1 protein-coding gene is annotated in these 1,388 nt (G+C 62.8%); it reads right to left on the bottom strand.

Going from position 1 to position 1,388, the window contains the following annotated elements; genetic code table 11:
• Window positions 1–440: 440 nt before the first annotated feature.
• Window positions 441–1,388, bottom strand: a 948-nt coding sequence (locus IDH44_RS26255; RefSeq protein ID WP_190921782.1) for a transposase, incomplete at its 5' end; no start/stop codon positions are given.

Below are 1,388 nucleotides of genomic sequence, written 5' to 3'. Positions count from 1 at the left end.
TCCCTCGTATTTAAGAGGGTTGCTCACGAATGCTCACGCATTCGCAGGATTTCGAGATTTTGCACAAGTCGCACCTTGGCGGCGTACGACGAGATGGACGGGAATGGACGCGTCGTGGATGGATTCGGGCATGCGGGAACAGAAGGGGCGAGTGGTCGCCACTTACGTAGAACGCTTCTTCTGTCGCACATGCTCCACCTGAATCTTGGAGGCTCACCCTCCCATGCATCAACGGGTCTATGCCCTGCCATTCCTTCGTTTCACCTGTCCAAGCGGTGGAGTCCGATTTCGTTTAGCTGACGGGTCGTAGCCCTTAACGGTTGCGATACTCGGTTCCTTGTGCGTTTTGGAATCGGGCCTCCTGCGAATGCCTGAGCATTCGTAAGCGGATCAAGCTGGGTGGTTCGTTTGACTGGCGACGACACGACGGTGGCCGTGAATCAAGCGGCGGCGGCGATCCCCGGTCTGCGGTAGTCCTCCCCGCGCTGCACCATCCCGACCAGGATGCGACAGAGCTTGCCCACCAGCTTCAGGATCGACTTCATGCGCGTCATCCCGCGCGCTACATGGTGAGCGTGCCAGCGCTTGAAGTCCGGGTGCTGGCGCACCAGGCTGAGGACCGCCAGGAACAAATGCTTGCGCAAGGCACTGTCCCCGCGCTTGGACAGCTTGATCTGTCCCTTGTAGCGTCCGGAGGTGCGTTCGGCCAGGTTGAGGCCGGCGCGGCGCAGCAACTGGTCGCCGTGGGCATAGTGGCGCAGGTCGCCAGCGTAGCTGAAGAGACTGGCGATGGCCACGCTGCCCAGGCCCTGAATGCTGCGGAGCTGCTCGACCAGCGGCAGATCGCCGAAGAGCGCCTCGACCTCCTCCATCCCTTCCTGGAGCGCCTTCGTGATCGAATCGTACAGCTCCACCAGCCGCTTCAGGTCGCGCTGGGCCTCGGACTCCGTGCCGCGTTTGCCGACGCTTTGGGCGGCGCACTGCAGCAACTGCTCGGCCTTGGCTTGGCCCAAGGCGCCGGCGGCGCGCTTCATGCCTTGCTCCTGCCACCCCTTGATGACGTCCTCCGCCGTGAGCTTGCGAAGCGCTCGGGGTGAGGGGAACGCGCGCAGCGTCGCCAGCGCCCGGGTCCCATCCCATGCCTTGAACACCTGCTGGAACTCCGGGAAGTACACGTCGATCCAGCGCACGATGCGGTTGCCCAGACTGCCCTGTTGACTGACCCAGTACTCGCGGTCGCTCATGAGCGTCTTCAACCGGTCATAGGTGGGGGAGAGCGGCTCGTACTCGCTGTAGAACCCGCGGCTGACCGACTCCGCGATGACCAGCGCATCCTTGGCGTCATTCTTGGACGGGCTGTTGTCCCGATTTTCCTTGTTGCGGTGCGT

Source organism: Paenibacillus sabuli (genome assembly GCF_014705605.1).
Classification (GTDB): Bacteria; Bacillota; Bacilli; order Paenibacillales; family Paenibacillaceae; genus Paenibacillus_D; species Paenibacillus_D sabuli.
This window is presented reverse-complemented; position numbering and strand designations above follow the sequence as displayed.